12 protein-coding genes are annotated in these 15,369 nt (G+C 60.6%); 1 reads left to right on the forward strand and 11 read right to left on the reverse strand.

The genetic code is table 11. The annotated features are described in order from the left end of the window. Positions 1–3: 3 nt before the first annotated feature. The 8 genes from purE to tkt form a co-directional block, all read right to left on the reverse strand. A complete protein-coding gene (purE, locus tag ERE07_RS04035; RefSeq protein WP_130007496.1) occupies positions 4–546 on the reverse strand; it encodes a 5-(carboxyamino)imidazole ribonucleotide mutase in 543 nt (180 codons plus the stop codon). A gap of 5 nt (positions 547–551) precedes the next feature. Beyond that, entirely contained in the window at positions 552–1,436 is an 885-nt protein-coding gene (locus ERE07_RS04040) for a phosphoribosylaminoimidazolesuccinocarboxamide synthase (RefSeq protein ID WP_130007497.1), read from the reverse strand. Positions 1,437–1,512: 76 nt separating this feature from the next. Beyond that, on the reverse strand, positions 1,513–2,577 hold the full coding sequence (gene fba, locus ERE07_RS04045) for a class II fructose-bisphosphate aldolase (protein ID WP_130007498.1): 1,065 nt from the start codon (positions 2,575–2,577) through the stop codon (positions 1,513–1,515). A 134-nt stretch (positions 2,578–2,711) separates the two neighbouring features. Continuing rightward, a complete protein-coding gene (mog, locus tag ERE07_RS04050; RefSeq protein WP_130007499.1) occupies positions 2,712–3,338 on the reverse strand; it encodes a molybdopterin adenylyltransferase in 627 nt (208 codons plus the stop codon). A gap of 46 nt (positions 3,339–3,384) precedes the next feature. Beyond that, the gene (locus ERE07_RS04055; protein ID WP_130007500.1) at positions 3,385–4,818 is read right to left on the reverse strand and encodes an aldehyde dehydrogenase family protein; all 1,434 of its coding nucleotides are present in this window, start codon (positions 4,816–4,818) and stop codon (positions 3,385–3,387) included. 123 nt (positions 4,819–4,941) lie between these two features. Further along, complete coding sequence (locus ERE07_RS04060; RefSeq protein WP_130007501.1) at positions 4,942–6,135, reverse strand: phosphoglycerate kinase; 1,194 nt, start codon at positions 6,133–6,135, stop codon at positions 4,942–4,944. Positions 6,136–6,304: 169 nt separating this feature from the next. Beyond that, positions 6,305–7,315: a type I glyceraldehyde-3-phosphate dehydrogenase gene (gap, locus tag ERE07_RS04065; protein WP_130007502.1), complete on the reverse strand. Its 1,011-nt coding sequence runs from the start codon at positions 7,313–7,315 to the stop codon at positions 6,305–6,307. Positions 7,316–7,330: 15 nt separating this feature from the next. After that, positions 7,331–9,346: a transketolase gene (tkt, locus tag ERE07_RS04070; RefSeq protein WP_425330948.1), complete on the reverse strand. Its 2,016-nt coding sequence runs from the start codon at positions 9,344–9,346 to the stop codon at positions 7,331–7,333. Between the two features lie 1,184 nt (positions 9,347–10,530). Between tkt and ERE07_RS04075 the strand changes: the two genes are divergently transcribed. Continuing rightward, on the forward strand, positions 10,531–11,265 hold the full coding sequence (locus tag ERE07_RS04075; RefSeq protein WP_130007504.1) for a 16S rRNA (uracil(1498)-N(3))-methyltransferase: 735 nt from the start codon (positions 10,531–10,533) through the stop codon (positions 11,263–11,265). A gap of 92 nt (positions 11,266–11,357) precedes the next feature. On the opposite strand, the gene ERE07_RS04080 is transcribed toward ERE07_RS04075, so the two are convergent. From ERE07_RS04080 to ERE07_RS04090, 3 genes are read right to left on the reverse strand one after another with little or no spacing between them, the layout of a single operon-like run. Beyond that, on the reverse strand, positions 11,358–11,828 hold the full coding sequence (locus ERE07_RS04080) for a barstar family protein (RefSeq protein ID WP_130007505.1): 471 nt from the start codon (positions 11,826–11,828) through the stop codon (positions 11,358–11,360). Next, positions 11,825–13,039, reverse strand: a complete 1,215-nt coding sequence (locus tag ERE07_RS04085; RefSeq protein ID WP_130007506.1) for a patatin-like phospholipase family protein — start codon at positions 13,037–13,039, stop codon at positions 11,825–11,827. The genes ERE07_RS04080 and ERE07_RS04085 overlap by 4 nt, the downstream gene beginning before the upstream one ends. Continuing rightward, the gene (locus ERE07_RS04090; RefSeq protein WP_130007507.1) at positions 13,020–15,308 is read right to left on the reverse strand and encodes an NADP-dependent malic enzyme; all 2,289 of its coding nucleotides are present in this window, start codon (positions 15,306–15,308) and stop codon (positions 13,020–13,022) included. Before ERE07_RS04090 ends, ERE07_RS04085 begins: the two co-directional genes overlap by 20 nt. Between the last annotated feature and the right edge of the window lie 61 nt (positions 15,309–15,369).

Consider the following 15,369-nt stretch of genomic DNA (forward strand, 5'->3'; position numbering starts at 1 on the left):
CGCTCAACCCTCTGCGGACGGAGGAACCACCATGGCCCTGGCCGCGTTGGTCTGCCTTTCACGGTAAGCCACCAGTTGTTGCTGCAAGGCTGGATCCGTGGTGGCCAGACAAGCCACCAGATGCAAGGCCGCATTGGCAGCGCCTGCCTCACCGATGGCGAAAGTAGCCACCGGCACGCCGCGCGGCATCTGCACAATGGACAACAGCGAGTCTTCGCCGCGCAAATAGCGCGAAGGCACTGGCACGCCATACACGGGCACCGGGGTCAGCGCCGCCATCATGCCCGGCAAATGCGCAGCGCCGCCCGCGCCAGCAATGATGCCGCGCAAGCCGCGGCCCATCGCCGCATGACCGTACTCAACCATATCCAGCGGCATGCGGTGAGCGGAGACAACACGGGTTTCATGGGCAATGCCGAACTCGTCCAGAATGGCCGCCGCATGCTTCATGACATCCCAATCGCTGGATGAACCCATGATGATGCCGGCCACCGGCTGGGGTTTGGCCGCGTCAGTCGCGCGGGAACGGGAGGTATGCTCATTCATGGGAATCAGGCCGCTGTCAGGCGGGTAAGCGCCTCGCGGTATTTGGCGGTGGTTTTCTCGAGGACGTCTGCAGGCAGGCGCGGTGCGGGCGGCGTTTTGTCCCACGTCTGGGTTTCGAGCCAATCTCGCACGAACTGCTTGTCGAAAGACGGCGGACTGATGCCTTCTGCGTAGTCTGAAGCTGGCCAGAAACGCGAAGAGTCGGGGGTAAGCACTTCATCCATCAGATGGAGCTGGCCCTGATCGTCCAGCCCGAACTCGAACTTGGTATCGGCAATGATGATGCCCTTGCCGGCCGCGTAACGTGCCGCCTCGTCGTACAGCCTGAGCGTCACTGTGCGTATCTGTTCAGCCAGCTCAGGGCCGACCTCCTTGACCACGTGCTCGAAATCCACGTTCTCGTCGTGCGTGCCGAACTCTGCCTTGGCCGCGGGCGTGAAGATGGGCTCAGGCAAACGGCTGGCTTGTTTCAGGCCGGTTGGCAGGGTGACACCGCAGACGCTGCCCGTGGCTTGGTAGTCTTTCCAGCCCGAGCCGATCAAATAGCCTCGCGCCACGGCTTCCACCAGAATCGGCTTGAGTCGCTTGACCACCACGGCGCGCCCTTCGACCTGCGCTCGTTCGTCCGCGGTGACGACGTCTTCGGGTGCCACGCCCGTGGAGTGGTTGGGCAAGACATGCGAGAGCTTGTTCAGCCAAAACTCGGTGAGCTCAGTCAGGACCTGGCCTTTGCCAGGGATGGGATCGTCGAGGATGACATCAAAGGCGGAGATGCGGTCGGACGCGACAATGAGCAGTTTGTCGTCGCCGACTGCGTACATGTCGCGCACCTTGCCACGGCCTAGCAGGGGGAGCGAAGTGATGGTGGATTGATGTAGGGCCTGCGCCACGATGTGACCTCGAAAAGGAAAAATCCCGCCGGTATGCGTCCGCGCGGGATGGGGTGAGATTTAACGGTGCAACACTTTACTGGACGACTTGGGCGAGCTCTCCGGCTGCATAGCGCCGGGCCATGTCGGTGAGGGGGATCGGCTTGATCTTGGCTGCATTGCCCGCGGTGCCAAACTGCTGGTAGCGTTCGATACAGATGCGCTTGGCCGCCTCACGGGCCGGCTTGAGGTACTCGCGCGGGTCGAACTTGCCGGGGTTCTCGGCCATGAAGCGGCGGATCGCGCCTGTCATGGCAAGGCGGATATCGGTATCGATATTAACCTTGCGCACGCCAAACTTGATGGCTTCCTGGATTTCTTCGACAGGCACGCCATAGGTTTCTTTCATGTCGCCACCGAACTCGCGGATTTCGGCGAGCAGGTCTTGGGGCACGCTGGAGCTGCCGTGCATGACCAGATGGGTATTGGGCAGGCGCTGGTGGATTTCTTTGATGCGGGAAATCGACAGGATATCGCCCGTGGGTTTGCGCGTGAACTTGTAAGCGCCGTGGCTGGTGCCGATGGCAATGGCCAGCGCGTCGAGTTGCGTGTGGCGAACGAAATCCGCAGCCTGCTCGGGATCGGTGAGCAGTTGTTCCATGGTCATCGTGCCTTCAGCGCCGTGGCCGTCTTCCTTGTCGCCCTTCATGGTTTCGAGCGAACCCAGGCAGCCCAGCTCGCCTTCGACGGTGACGCCCAGCTTATGCGCCATGTCGACCACGCGGCGGGTGACATCAAGGTTGTACTCGTATTCGGCGATGGTCTTGCCGTCTTCTTTGAGCGAACCATCCATCATGACGCTGGAAAAACCCAGATCGATGGCACCCTTGCAAATGGCGGGAGACTGGCCGTGATCCTGGTGCATCACGATAGGAATATGCGGATAAGACTCCACCGCAGCCTGAATCAAATACTTGAGGAAGCCTTCGCCGGCATATTTGCGGGCGCCGGCGGAAGCCTGCATGATCACCGGGCTGTCGGTTTCAGCAGCGGCTTCCATGATGGCCTGGACTTGTTCGAGATTGTTCACGTTGAACGCGGGGATGCCGTAGCCATTCTCAGCGGCATGGTCGAGCAACTGGCGCATGGAAACAAGGGCCATGTAGAGACTCCTGAAATCAATAGTGGGTGATGGATGAATCACCCCATTTTACCGGAATTGCGCGGCCTCAACTGTGCAAGGCCCAAAGCCCGGCAACAATCGGAAACAAGGCCGCGACGCAGCGGAGCGCCTCGCTATGGCCGGATGGCGGATTTTGGTCGGAATGCCTTGACGATATGTTCATGCGTTTGAACATAAGGGCCGCCGATCAAATCAATACAGTAAGGTATGGCCGCAAAAATACCGGGGACCAATACCTTGCCGGCCTCGTCTTTCAGGCCTTCGAGTGTCTCGCGTATCGCCTTGGGCTGGCCCGGAAGATTAATGATGAGCGCCGCATGGTCCGCCGTGGTTTCGCGGATGACGGCGACTTGGCGCGAGAGAATCGCGGTAGGCACAAAATTCAGGCTGATCTGGCGCATTTGCTCGCCAAAGCCCGGCATTTGCTTGGTGGCAACGGCCAACGTGGCCTCGGGGGTGAGATCGCGTCGCGCTGGACCGGTACCGCCTGTGGTCAACACCAGATCGCAACCTGTCTGGTCCACAAGCTCAATCAGTGCGGCGGATATGCCGGCCGGATCGTCCGGGATGAGCCGCTCGGCGTACTGAGGCGCCACGGTCAGCGCCCCATCCAGCCACTCGCGCAGCGCGGGGATGCCCTGATCCTGATACACACCGGCCGAAGCGCGATCAGAAACGGATACCAGGCCGACCAGCAATTGATCGGGATGACTGCGAGCCAGACGTGATGTGTTCGGCATGTTACCTCTCGAAACGTAATAGTGCGTGGCCTGCTTCTGCAAGCGCTCAATGCTTGATGGCGATGGTCTTGAGTGTCGTGAAGCCGTACATGGCTTCGAAGCCCTTCTCCCGCCCGTAGCCAGACTGGCCGGTGCCGCCAAAGGGCAGCTCCACGCCACCCCCTGCGCCGTAATTGTTGACAAAGACCTGGCCGGAGCGCACCTTGCGGGCAAAGCGCATCTGCCGCGCACCATCCGCCGTCCATAGCCCGGCGGCCAGCCCAAAGGGCGTGCCGTTGGCGATGCGCAGCGCTTCGTCCTCGGTGTCAAAAGGGATGGCAGCAAGCACTGGCCCGAAGATTTCTTCCTGGGCCAGTGTGTGGCCGGGAGGCACATCGCTTAGCAGCGTGGGCACTTGATAAAAGCCACCCTTGGGCGCGTTGGCGTCCAGCTTGCCTTGCGCGGCAATCGTAATGCCGGCTTCGTCGACCATGCCCAGATAATCCTGCACCCGATCACGCTGCCGGGCATTGATCAGCGGGCCGCAATCCGGATCATCGCCGGCAGGCCCCGTGCGGGTCGCCTGGAACAATTCCGACAGGCGCGCCATGACGTCCGCGTAAACGGCGCGCTGGACCAGCAACCGGCTACCTGCAGAGCAGGTCTGCCCGGCGTTCTGGATAATGGCATTCAGCCATACCGGCAGTGCCGACTCGATATCGGCATCCGAAAACACGATTTGGGGCGACTTGCCGCCCAGCTCCAGCGTGACAGGCGCGTAATGCGCTGCAGCGGCCATGGCAACCTGCTTGCCCGTCTGCGGCGAGCCGGTAAAGGAGATATGGTCAATATCCGGATGCGCCGACAACGCAGCGCCCGCTTCCATGCCCAGCCCGGTACAAATATTGAGCGCCCCTGCAGGCAGCCCGACCTCCATGGCGATCTCTGCCACCTTCAACAGGGATACGCAGGCGTCTTCGGCTGGCTTGACGACGCAGGCATTGCCAGCCGCCAGCGCAGCGCCCACACTGCGCCCAAAAATCTGCATGGGGTAATTCCACGGCACGATGTGGCCGGTAACACCATGCGGCTCTCGCACCGTCAGTACAGTGAAGTTGTTGGGGTAAGGAATTGTCGCGCCATGCAGCTTGTCCACGGCGCCCGCGTAGAATTCAAAATACCGTGCCAGTGCCATCGCATCGGCCTGGGCCTGTCTGATCGGCTTGCCGGTGTCGCGGGATTCGATTTGCGCGAGTTCATCGGCGTGATCGAGCAAGGCCGCGCTCAAGCGCCACAGCAGGCGACTGCGCTCGGCGGGCGCCATATTGCCCCAGGCGCCCTCATAGGCGTTGCGGGCGGCACGCACCGCGGCATCGATATCCGCATCGCCAGACCGTGCTATCTCGCCATACAGCTGCCCATCGGATGGGTCGATCACAGGCAAGGCCTGGCCCGACATGGCGCTTATCCACTGATTACCAATAAAGTTTTTGTAAATCATAAGCCTGCCTCCTGGTGGATACGCCCTGACGCTGGCAGGCATGCCAGCTTCGCCGCCAGCCACCTGCCCATCGGTCGACGGGCCTTGCGGCAGCGGAATCCCGCTGCCGCGCGCGGCCTGTGATCAGCCTTGAGCGCGTTTTTGCAGTATATCCACCGCTGGCAGCGTACGGCCTTCAAGGAATTCCAGGAAAGCGCCACCTCCGGTGGAGATATAACCGATTTTGTCTTCGATATGATACTTGGCAATTGCCGCGAGCGTATCGCCGCCGCCGGCAATCGAAAACCCGGCAGAATTGGCGATGGCTTTGGATACCACCTCAGTACCGTTTGCAAAGGCGTCGAATTCGAACACGCCTACGGGGCCATTCCAGACAATGGTGCCGGCGTTGCCCAGAATGTCGGCCAGCCGTTGCGCAGTCTCGGGGCCGATGTCAAGAATCAGGTCGTCATCGGCCACCTGGTCGGCGGGCTTGACGGTTGCCTCGGCATCCGCGCTGAAGGATTTTGCGCATACCACGTCCACAGGAATCGGCACCCCGGCCCCGCGCTTGTTCATGATATCGATAACGGCGCGTGCCTGGTCGATCTGCTCCGGCTCGGCCAGTGATTTGCCGATGGACAGCCCCGCCGCCAGCATAAAGGTATTGGCAATGCCGCCGCCCACGACAAGCTGATCCACTTTGTCAGCCAATGCCTGCAGGATGGACAGCTTGGTGGAGACCTTGGCGCCGCCGACAATGGCCACCAGCGGCCGCTTCGGATCATGCAGCGCGCGGCCCAGGGCCTCCAGTTCGGCCTCGAGCAAGGGGCCGGCGCACGCGACAGGCGCATATTGCGCAATGCCGTAAGTCGTTGCTTCCGCCCTGTGTGCGGTACCGAAGGCGTCGTTCACATAGATATCGCAGAGCGCCGCCATTTTCTTGGCAAGCTCGGGGTCGTTCTTCTTTTCGCCGACGTTGCAGCGGCAGTTCTCAAGCAACACCACCCTGCCTGGCGATACGCTGACGCCATCCACCCAATCGGTGGCGAGCCTGACGGGTTGGCCCAGCAGCTCGGACAATCGGCGAGCGACAGGCTCCAGTGTGTCGTCGGGGCCGACGGTGCCTTCCGTCGGACGGCCGAGGTGTGAGGTGATCATGACCGCAGCGCCCGCATCCAGCGCCATTCGGATGGCTGGCACCGAGGCGCGCACGCGGGTATCTTCAGTGATTTTGCCGTCTTTCAGCGGCACGTTCAGGTCGGAGCGGATAAAGACGCGTTTTCCGGCCAGCGCGTCGGTCTTGGCCAGGGAGGAAAGAGTGTTTACGGTAGTCATGAGCGTAGGCTTCCAGTCTGTACAGCTACGTGCCAAATATCGTTTCGGGCAATCGACGCCACACAGGTCCAGTCAGCGTAAGGCATGGTCGGGCGCGGCGGACGACATACGTAACAGATACGGCAAGGGCGGGATACACCCGCCCTTTACCTTGCAATAATAATACGGCTTACTTTGCCGCCATCAATGCGACGGTGGTGTCGAGCATGCGATTGGAGAAGCCCCATTCGTTGTCGTACCAGGAAGACACCTTGACCAGCGAGCCAGAGACCTTGGTAAGGGCGGCATCCACGGTGCTGGACGCGGGATCATGGTTGTAATCGATCGATACCAGCGGCTCTTCGTTGAAGTTCAGAATACCCTTGAGCGGGCCTTCGGAGGCGGCCTTGAGAATGCCATTGACCTCTTCGACCGTGGTTTCGCGGGCCGACACAAACGACAGATCAACGATGGATACGTTGATGGTCGGAACGCGAATGGCGTAGCCGTCCAGCTTGCCATTGAGCTCGGGCAGCACAAGGCCAACCGCGGATGCCGCGCCGGTCTTGGTGGGGATCATGCTGTGGGTGGCCGAGCGCGCACGGCGCAGGTCGGAGTGATAAACGTCAGTGAGCACCTGGTCGTTGGTGTAGGCGTGGACGGTGGTCATCAGCCCGTTGACCAGGCCCAATGCCTTATGCAGGGGCTGCACCAGCGGCGCCAGGCAGTTGGTGGTGCACGAGGCGTTGGAAATGACCGTGTCGCTGGACTTGAGCACGTCGTGGTTCACGCCATACACGATCGTGGCATCGACATCCTTGCCGCCAGGCGCGGAGATAATCACCTTCTTGGCGCCGCCCTTGATGTGGGCACCGGCCTTTTCCTTGCTGGTGAACAGGCCCGTGCATTCGAGCACGACGTCGACCTTCAGTTCACCCCAGGGCAATTCAGCCGGGTTGCGTTGCGCGAGCACACGGATCTTGTCGCCGTTCACGACCATGTAGTCCCCATCGACCGTTACCGTGCCGGGGAACTTGCCGTGCGCCGTGTCAAAACGCGTAAGGTGGGCATTGGTCTTGGGATCGCCAAGGTCGTTGATCGCCACGATTTCGATATCGTGTTTCTTGCCGTCTTCATAATGGGCACGCAAGATATTGCGGCCAATGCGGCCGTACCCGTTGATCGCTACGCGAATGGTCATTACATCACTCCTGTTTTATAGAACCTTTTCCACTGCCTCGACGACGTGGTCGGCAGTAAACCCGAAATACTTGAAGAGTTCGCCGCCAGGGGCCGACTCACCGTAGCGGTCCAGCCCAATCACCGCGCCATCAAGGCCAACGTACTTGTACCAGCCCCAGGTAACGCCCGCTTCGACGGCAACGCGCGGCAGCCCCTTGGGCAGCACGGCATCGCGCCAGGCTTGATCCTGCTCGTCGAATACGTTGGCGCAGGGCATGGACACTACACGCACCGCGATGCCTTTGGCGGCAAGCTGTTCTTGCGCGCCCAGCGCCAGGGCAACCTCGGAGCCAGTGGCAATGATCACGGCCTGAGGGTTGTCTGCGTCGCGCAGTACATAGCCTCCGCGATGAATATTGGCGATCGTCTGCTCGTCGCGCGGGACAAACGCCAGGTTCTGCCGCGACAGCAGCAAGGCACTGGGGCCGCCGTCCCGCACGGTCATGCCGATGCTGACAGGTCGCTGGATCGCATAGGCCCAGGCCGCTGCGGTTTCAGTGGTATCGCATGGGCGCCACACGTGCAGGTTGGGGATCAGGCGCAGGCTGGCGGCGTGCTCGATAGACTGATGGGTAGGGCCGTCTTCGCCCAGGCCGATGGAGTCGTGCGTAAAGACATGGATGACGCGCTGTTTCATGAGCGCGGCCATGCGGATGGCGTTGCGGGAGTAATCCGAAAAAGTGAGGAAGGTGCCGCCAAAAGGCAGATAGCCGCCGTGCAGCGCAATGCCGTTCATGATGGCAGCCATGCCAAATTCGCGCACACCATAGTTGATATGGCGGCCGAAACGCAGATGAAGATCGCCAGCGCGTACGGGTTCCGCGCCCTTCCAGTCGGTAAGATTGGAGCCGGTCAGGTCGGCCGAGCCGCCGAGCATTTCGGGCAGCATTTCGACCAGTGCCGTAATCGCCAACTGGGAGGCCTTGCGCGTGGCTACGGTTTCGGCCTTGTCGTTGGTTTTCTGGATGAAGGCGCGCGCCTGTTCAGCGAAGTCGGCTGGCAAGTCACCTTGCATGCGGCGCACGAGCTCTGCGGCTTCCTGGGGATAGGCCTTGGCATAGGCTTCAAAGCCTTGCTGCCATTGGGATTGCAGTTGTGTGCCTTTGGGCTTGCCATCCCAATATTCGTAGATTTCGGCCGGGATGTCGAACGGGGGATAGGGCCAGTTGAGCGCTTCGCGCGTGGCTTCGATTTCTTTTTCGCCCAGCGCGGCGCCGTGAACTTTTTCGGTGCCGGCCATCGTGGGGGCGCCTTTTCCGATCACGGTACGGCAGCAAATAATGGTGGGGCCGCTGGCCTGCGCAGCGAAGGCGTGCGCCTGCTCGATGGCCGCCTCAACGGACTTGGCATCATGGCCATCGACGTTGGGAATGACGTTCCAGCCATACGCGGCAAAGCGTTCCGGGGTGTTGTCGCGGAACCAGCCGTCGACATGGCCATCAATGGAAATGCCGTTGTCGTCGTAGAAGAGGATAAGCTTGGAAAGCTTGAGCGTACCGGCCAGCGAGCATACTTCGTGGGAAATGCCTTCCATCAGGCAGCCGTCGCCGGCAAACGCGTAGGTATAGTGATCGACGATCTTGTGGCCTTCGCGATTGAATTCCTGTGCCAGCAGGGCTTCGGCCAGCGCCATGCCCACTGCGTTGCCTATGCCTTGGCCGAGGGGGCCGGTGGTGGTTTCGACGCCCGCGGTGATGCCGACTTCGGGGTGGCCTGGCGTGCGGGAGTGAAGCTGCCGGAAGTTGCGCAGTTCTTCTATCGGCAGGTCGTAGCCTGTAAGATGCAACAAGGCGTACAGCAGCATGGAGCCATGGCCATTGGACAGCACGAAGCGGTCGCGATTCGCCCAGGTGGGGTCGGCAGGGTTGTGCCGCAGATGGCGGGTCCAGAGTACTTCGGCGATATCGGCCATGCCCATGGGGGCGCCGGGATGTCCCGAGTTGGCTTGTTGGACTGCATCCATGGCCAGGGCGCGAATTGCGTTGGCCATGGAGGTATCTTGGGCAGGGGTAAGGCTCATCGGAACACTCGCAAAAGGCACCGCCCCGGTAAACAGGCCGGCCCTCGATATTGAAGGATATGCAAAGTCTTCGATTTTACCATCGGGGCGGGGGGAGGGTTTTGGGTGTCTGACCAAGGGTGCGATGGGGTCTCCTGCCGGAGGCGTCTGGCTGGTGGTGCCTGGCTGCGGAGGTATCTGTTGACGGCCGGGCAGGGGCTCATCCGGCTTCCGGCACAACCTCGCCGGTTCGGCGCCCACGCGCCGAACATCGCGTCGGCCGCTCGTCCAGGCCCTTCGGCCTTCCCTTCGCGCCTGCCTCGCTCGGCTCAGATCGTGCCTGCAGCCGGATGAGCCCCTGCCCGTCCTGCATTGAATTCATGCGCCACGCCGCTGGGGCGGGTGGCTTGCTTGGCATTTTTCTGATATAGCCTGTCATAGCAAAAGAGCTCTTGCGCTTGTGGTCATGGGCCCCCCTATCAGGGCCCATGACCACATCGGGTTGCTGGCTTTCGGAAGGCTGATCGGCATTAGTCTGATCGGCAATAGTGATTGCACTCGGGCATGCAGACACCACCACCGTCCGCATGCAAACGCTCCGACGTGAAGCCGGGCCTGGATAGGGAGGCCCGGCTTCACGAGCGCAAGAGATCTTCGGCACAAACCAGACGCAGGAGCAGAAGGCCAAGCACCCCACCCGCCCCAGCGACCGTACGCATGAATTCAATGCAGGTCGGGCGGTCGTTCACCCGCCTGCAGGCACGATCTGAGCCGAGCGAGGCAGGCGCGAAGGGAAGGCCGAAGGGCCTGGACGAGCGGCCGACGCGATGTTCGGCGCGTGGGCGCCGAACCGGCGAGGTTGTGCCGGAAGCCGGGTGAACGACCGCCCGACCGTCAACAGAACCTATCGGTACAAGCCAACAGAAGCCAACTGAACCCATCACATACGACAACAGAACTTACCAGCACGAACAAACAGAATCCACCAGCACGAACAAACAGAATCCACCAGCACGAACAAACAGAATCTATCAGCATGTGCCAACAGAATCTATCAGCATGTGCCAACAGAACCCGGCAGCATCCAGCCCGATACAATATGACAACGCAAAACCACTGACGTCATATCAACGCCGACACCCGACACCGTACTTTCCGCCGCGCCACCTGCTGCCATGACCCTGCCCCGATTTTTTCACCCTGGCCCCCTGACACCCCACAGCACCGTGGAACTGCCCACCGCTCTGGCTCACCACGCCATTCGTGTGCTCCGACTCAAACCCGAAGCCGCCATCGTCCTGTTCGATGGCCAGGGTGGCCAATATCCCGGGAACCTGATTGTCGAAGGCAAGCGCGGCTACGCCAGGCTTGGTGAGCATCAAACCCCCGAAACAGAGTTGGCAGGTCGCATCACCCTTCTACAAGGCATTCCTTCCGGCGACAAGATGGACTGGATCGTGGAAAAAGCCGTCGAGCTAGGCGCCACAGACGTTCAGCCCATTTTTGCCCAGCGCAGCATTCTGCAGCTTTCCGGGGAGCGCCTGCGCAAACGACTGGAACACTGGCGCCGTGTTGCGCTCGCCGCCAGCGAGCAAAGCGGCCGCAACAGACTCATGCAGGTGCATGAACCCTCTACCCTGCAGGCCTACCTGACCACCCATGCTCCCAATCCGGCCACGACGCTGTTCTGCCATCCCGGCGCGCAACACACGCTGGCGCAGGCACTCAAGCAAGTCGACAACGAATTGGCGTTGCTGATCGGCCCCGAGGGAGGATGGTCCGACGAAGAGCTGCGTCTCACAAGAGACCACGGCCTCACGCCCGTCAGCTTCGGACGCAGCGTTTTGCGTACAGAAACGGCCGGTCTGGCCCTGATCGCGGCCGCCAGCGCCATGCTGGGATGGGTCTAGGCGCACGGACCCATGCAGGCCGGAACACGCTTAGTTCGGCTTGCAGATGATCATCCGCGGAATGAAGCGATGCAAGGCCCCGCCGCCCTGAATCAATCGTTGCCTTCGCCGCCCAAATATCGCGAAGGCTCCAGCCCTGGTTCGGGATCCGGATGCTTGCCGGCATGCTCGACGATATAGCCGAACAATCGCTCGTTGTTGCTGGCAAAATCCGACACATCGTCGCACACCGCCATAATCGCCTTAGCGTCTTCCTCGAGCGCGGGATCCCCTGAATGCAGTTTTCGAAACCATAAAAACAGACCATTCTTGTGGTCAAGCACGGTGTCGCACAGACAATCGTAGAGCGCATCGAGATTGCCGCCGAAAAACTCCGGGAAATCCACCGCTTTGACGACTGCGCGCAGCACTGCCGACCGGCTGCGTGCGCGGTCGCAATCCACGACAAAAGCCGACATGCCCGCTTCGCGGGCAGCCTCGAGGGCTTGTTCCTGGGACACTGCAGGCATGTCGATCAAACCGCCTTTTTGCAATTTCTTTTGCAACGACTGCGCTTGGCTCATTGCTGCGTCTCCTTGAAAAACGCTTTCACTTCTTCAACACGGCTCATGCTGTCGGCTCTTCCGAGACGGAGGAGCTCTCGGGTAAAACTGGCCTCAAACAACAAATAGGAAATCAGTGCACCGCCGGTTGTTGGCCCGGAAGACGACGATACACCAAGAACACGAAAAAGGGTACGCGCAGCGCGCGGCATTCTGTCGATGTGTTCAATCGCCAGTTCGTCCAGGGAGCGGCTAGGCGTAATCACAAAAGTGCTTACTGGACGCAGCGATTGGCTTTGTAATGCATTTGCAGGCAACAAAGCAAGCAGATCGTTGATGCGTTGCATACGTTCCACATCCATGGACAGGCTATCAAGAAAAATATTGGACAGAGCATGCCCGCCAATCTGCGCCAGCGAAGGATAACGCGGCTTTGCCTCCTGCTCTTCAAGATGGATATCATCCTGATGGCCCGTGCCAATGACGCAAATCTTTTGCGAACCCAGATGGATGGCAGGGCTCATGGGCGCCAATTGACGCATGGAGCCATCCCCGCACCATTGAGTCAGCCCCCGTATGGCCAGGGCCTCGGCAGGAAAAATAAACGGAATGGAGCTGGAGGCCAACAGGTGCCCTACCCCGAGGTTACACGGAATCGCCTGGCGCAGCGAGCGCGTCCAGGGTTCAATGGTGTTCGTGGACTGATAGAAGGTAAGGTGTTCGCCGGTGGTATAGGCCGTGGCAGTGATGGCCAGCGACTGCAAATACCCTTTGTCGAGATTGCGCTGCAGGCGCTCGAAATCAAGCGTGGACTCCAGCAGGTGTCGCAGGGGAGAATTGTCCAGCAAAGAGCGAGGCTGATTATTGCGCCGGTTCGGCAAAGCCCATCCCATCAGCAGCAGGCTCAGCCACCGCAGGCCCGTATACAGTAGGCGCGGCCCGTCGGCATGATAGACGTCGCCTGTATGCAGGCCGCCCCACAAGGCCTCCAGATGGTCGCAGGCCTTGTGTACATCGTTGGCGCGGCATCCCAGTGCTGCCGCGTTAATTGCGCCAGCCGACGAGCCGCAGATGATACCGAAGGGGTTGCGGAAATCCGGCGAGCGATCAGGGTCCAGAATATCGAGCAAACCCGCCAGGACGCCCGCCTGGTAGGCGGCGCGGGCGCCGCCTCCAGTCAGCACCAGGCCGATCGCTTTTCCGGGAAGGCTGTCAGGCTGGCCGATTGGCATCAAGCACGGTCAGTGCAGTCATATTGACAATGCGCCGCACTGTGGAACTGGATGTGAGGATATGCACTGGCGCATTCGCGCCCAGCAGGAAGGGCCCGACCGCCACGTTGCCTCCGGCAGCGGTCTTGAGCAGGTTATAGGCGATATTGCCCGAATCCACATTCGGGCAGATCAACAGATTGGCTTCGCCCTTGAGCGTGGTGGAAGGCAGAATGCGCTGACGCAATGCTTCGTCTAGCGCGCAGTCGCCGTGCATCTCGCCATCGACCTCAAGCTCCGGATCGCGTTCCCGCACCAGCGCCAGCGCTTCCTGCATCTTGGCGCCCGAGGCGGAACTGCCCGTGCCAAAATTGGAACGCGACAGCAAGGCTACTTTGGGCACCATGTCCAGACGACGCAGCTCACGGGCGGCGGCCAAGGTGATCTCGGCGACCTGCTCGGCATCGGGATTGTCGTTGATGTGGGTATCGGCGATTGCAATGGTACGCTCTGCCAGCAGCAGGATATTCATGGCCGCATAGGTGCAGGTGCCTGGTACTTTGCCGATCACCTGATCAATGAACTGCAAGTGGTTGGCATAGCTGCCCACGGTGCCGCATATCAGGCCATCGGCATCGCCCAGATGAACCATCATTGCGCCGATCAGCGTCAGGCGCCGACGCATCTCGACGCGTGCCATTTCCTTGCTGATGCCGCGACGGCACATGATTTCCCAGTAAGTGGTCCAGTAGCGATGAAAACGCTCGTCGTAATCGGGGTTGGTGACTTCGACATCCTTGCCCAGCTCAATGCGTAGACCAAAACGCTTGATGCGGTCTGCCAGCACCGAAGGACGCCCCACCAGGATAGGCCGGGCCAGTTTTTCGTCGACCACGATCTGCACGGCCCGCAGCACGCGCTCTTCCTCGCCTTCGGTAAAGACAATGCGCGACTTGCCGCCATCGCGCACCAGCTTCTTGACTGACGAGAACAGCGGCTTCATGAAGGAGCCCGAGCGGTAAACAAACTGCTGCAGTTGCGCCGCGTAGTTGTCGACATCTGCCAAGGGGCGCGTGGCCACGCCATCTTCCATGGCGGCGCAGGCAACCGCCACACCGATACGCACGATCAAACGGGGATCAAAGGGTTTGGGAATGAAGTATTCGGGCCCGAAAGAGACGCCGTAGGTGCCATAGGCCGCTGCCACCACATCGTTCTGCTCTTCGCGGGCCAGCTTGCAAATGGCCATGACGGCGGCTTTTTCCATGCCTCGCGTGATGGTGGTTGCACCCACATCCAGCGCGCCCCGGAAAATGTACGGGAAGCACAGCACGTTGTTGACCTGATTGGGATAGTCTGACCGCCCTGTTGCCATGACCACATCATCGCGAACCGCATGTGCGTCTTCGGGCAGGATTTCGGGATTGGGATTGGCCAGCGCCAGAATGAGCGGCCGTGGCGCCATTTTCTTGACCATCTCGGGCTTGAGCACGCCACCCGCGGACAGGCCCAGGAACACATCGGCGTCCTGGATAAGGTCGCCCAGCGTGCGCGCATCGGTTTCCTGCGCAAAACGCGCCTTGTCCGGATCCATGAGCACTGTGCGGCCCTTGTAAACGACGCCCTCGATGTCAGACACCCATATGTTTTCCACCGGCAGGCCCAGGTCTACCATGAGATCCAGGCAGGCCAGCGCTGCCGCGCCCGCGCCCGACACTACGACCTTGACCTTGGCAATATCTTTACCCACGACCTCGATGCCATTGATGAATGCCGAAGACACACAGATGGCCGTGCCATGCTGGTCGTCGTGGAACACGGGGATATTCATGCGTTCGCGCAGCTTGCGCTCCACGGTAAAGCATTCGGGCGCCTTGATGTCTTCAAGATTGATGCCCCCAAAGGTGGGCTCCAGCCCAGCAATGATTTCGACCAGCTTGTCGGGATCGGTTTCGTTGATTTCGATATCGAAGACATCAATATCGGCAAACTTCTTGAACAGCACCGCCTTGCCTTCCATGACGGGCTTGGAGGCCAGCGCGCCGATATTGCCCAGCCCAAGCACAGCCGTACCGTTGGTGATGACACCCACCAGATTGCCACGCCCTGTGTAGCGCACCGCGTTCTGCGGATCATTGACGATTTCTTCGCACGCCGCCGCCACGCCGGGGGAATAGGCCAGTGCCAGATCGCGCTGATTGGACAGCTGTTTGGTTGGCGTGACAGAGATTTTGCCGGGGCGGCCGGATTCATGATATTCCAGCGCGGCTTTGCGTAGCGTTTCTTCCATGGCGACGTTTTAAACGTAAGAGAAGTGAAGGAGAGGCCCATTCTAGCGTTTTGCCGCCGTT

This window comes from Allopusillimonas ginsengisoli (assembly GCF_004153455.1).
GTDB lineage: Bacteria > Pseudomonadota > Gammaproteobacteria > Burkholderiales > Burkholderiaceae_B > Allopusillimonas > Allopusillimonas ginsengisoli.

Excerpts from the sequence above, each read along its gene's own strand:
- ERE07_RS04055 (WP_130007500.1), bottom strand. The coding sequence starts at position 4,818 with ATGATTTACAAAAACTTTATTGGTAATCAGTGGATAAGCGCCATGTCG.
- purE (WP_130007496.1), bottom strand. The coding sequence starts at position 546 with ATGAATGAGCATACCTCCCGTTCCCGCGCGACTGACGCGGCCAAACCC.
- ERE07_RS04090 (WP_130007507.1), bottom strand. The coding sequence starts at position 15,308 with ATGGAAGAAACGCTACGCAAAGCCGCGCTGGAATATCATGAATCCGGC.
- gap (WP_130007502.1), bottom strand. The coding sequence starts at position 7,315 with ATGACCATTCGCGTAGCGATCAACGGGTACGGCCGCATTGGCCGCAAT.
- ERE07_RS04080 (WP_130007505.1), bottom strand. The coding sequence starts at position 11,828 with ATGAGCCAAGCGCAGTCGTTGCAAAAGAAATTGCAAAAAGGCGGTTTG.
- tkt (WP_425330948.1), bottom strand. The coding sequence starts at position 9,346 with ATGGCCAACGCAATTCGCGCCCTGGCCATGGATGCAGTCCAACAAGCC.
- fba (WP_130007498.1), bottom strand. The coding sequence starts at position 2,577 with ATGGCCCTTGTTTCCATGCGCCAGTTGCTCGACCATGCCGCTGAGAAT.
- ERE07_RS04075 (WP_130007504.1), top strand. The coding sequence starts at position 10,531 with ATGACCCTGCCCCGATTTTTTCACCCTGGCCCCCTGACACCCCACAGC.
- ERE07_RS04060 (WP_130007501.1), bottom strand. The coding sequence starts at position 6,135 with ATGACTACCGTAAACACTCTTTCCTCCCTGGCCAAGACCGACGCGCTG.
- ERE07_RS04085 (WP_130007506.1), bottom strand. The coding sequence starts at position 13,039 with ATGCCAATCGGCCAGCCTGACAGCCTTCCCGGAAAAGCGATCGGCCTG.
- mog (WP_130007499.1), bottom strand. The coding sequence starts at position 3,338 with ATGCCGAACACATCACGTCTGGCTCGCAGTCATCCCGATCAATTGCTG.